2 protein-coding genes are annotated in these 1,289 nt (G+C 59.3%); both read left to right on the top strand.

Going from position 1 to position 1,289, the window contains the following annotated elements; translation table 11 throughout:
* The coding region (locus A2I95_RS39095) for a TRAP transporter large permease subunit (protein WP_291737746.1) at nucleotides 1-967 on the top strand (967 nt) is incomplete at its 5' end.
* Between the two features lie 52 nt (nucleotides 968-1,019).
* Nucleotides 1,020-1,289 (top strand): twin-arginine translocation signal domain-containing protein (locus A2I95_RS39090; RefSeq protein WP_291737745.1); only part of this gene is annotated, 270 nt, incomplete at its 3' end.

Genomic DNA, 1,289 nt, shown 5'->3' with positions numbered 1-1,289 from the left:
CGTGATCCCCGGCCTGCTGATGGCCACAATGTTCATCGTCTACATCTATGTCCGCTCCCGCATGCAGCCCGATCTGGGTCCGGCCATGCACCCCGAGGATCTGGCGGAATACGAGCAGATCACCGACCACCCGCTGCGCCTGAACTACATCGTGCTGGGCGCGTTGGTGCTGGTGCCGCTGTTGATCAAGACCGGCACGATGGAAGCCAAACCCGCGCTTGGTGTGGCGCTGGCCCTAGGAGCACTGTCCTTCCTGACCCGCAAGAACACCCTGTTCTACAAAGACGTGTTCATGAAGGAAAAATACCGCCTGCTGTTCTCCGGGGTGCTGCCGCTGGCGATCTTTGCCGCGATGATGGTGCCGTTTGTGAACGGCTGGACGTCACTGGTGGAAAGCTCGGCCATCGGTGCCATGACCGCCTTTATTGCCGCGGTGCTGAAGGGGCGGATGACCAAGGATGTGTTTGAGACTTCGGTGCGCTCAACCCTTGGCATCTCCTGCATGTTCATGTGGATCATCCTGGCAGCGCTGGCCTTTGGCGCGATCTTTGACGGCCTCGGCGCGGTCAAAGCCATCGAAGACCTGTTCACTACCAAGCTGGGCCTTTCCCCCTGGATGATACTGATCCTGATGCAGCTGAGCTTCATCGTGATGGGCACCTTCCTGGATGACACCGCGATGCTGGTGATCGTGGCACCGCTGTATGTGCCGCTGGTGGGCGCGCTTGGGTTCGATCTGATCTGGTACGGGGTGCTTTATACTATTACCACCCAGATCGCCTATATGACGCCGCCCTTCGGTTATAACCTGTTCCTGATGCGGGCAATGGCACCGCCGGAAATCGGACTGAAGGACATCTATGTCTCAATCATCCCCTTTGCCGCGGTGATGGTGCTGGCCCTGGCCCTGATCATGGTCTTCCCGCAAATCGCCCTGTGGCTGCCGGGATATGTCTACGGAAAATAACCAAGCAAGAGTCCTGCCAAGGGGCCGGATATTTCAACAAGGAGTGAGAGTTATGACAACAAGACGTAAGTTTCTGAAGACCGCCGGCGTTGGCGCCATGGCGGCACCGCTGGCCACCCCGGCCCTGGCCCAGTCCACCATCAAATGGCGGATGCAGACCTATGCCGGTGCGGCGCTGGGTGAACATGTGATCAAACCCGCCATCGACATGTTCAACAAGATCGCCGGCGACCGGATGCAGATCGAACTCTACTACGCCGATCAGCTGGTCCCCACCGGCGAGCTGTTCCGCGCCATGCAGCGCGGCACCATCGACGCGGTG

This window comes from Leisingera sp. F5 (assembly GCF_001593695.1).
Note: the sequence above shows the minus strand (reverse complement) of the source record. Positions and strands in the feature narration are given on the sequence as shown.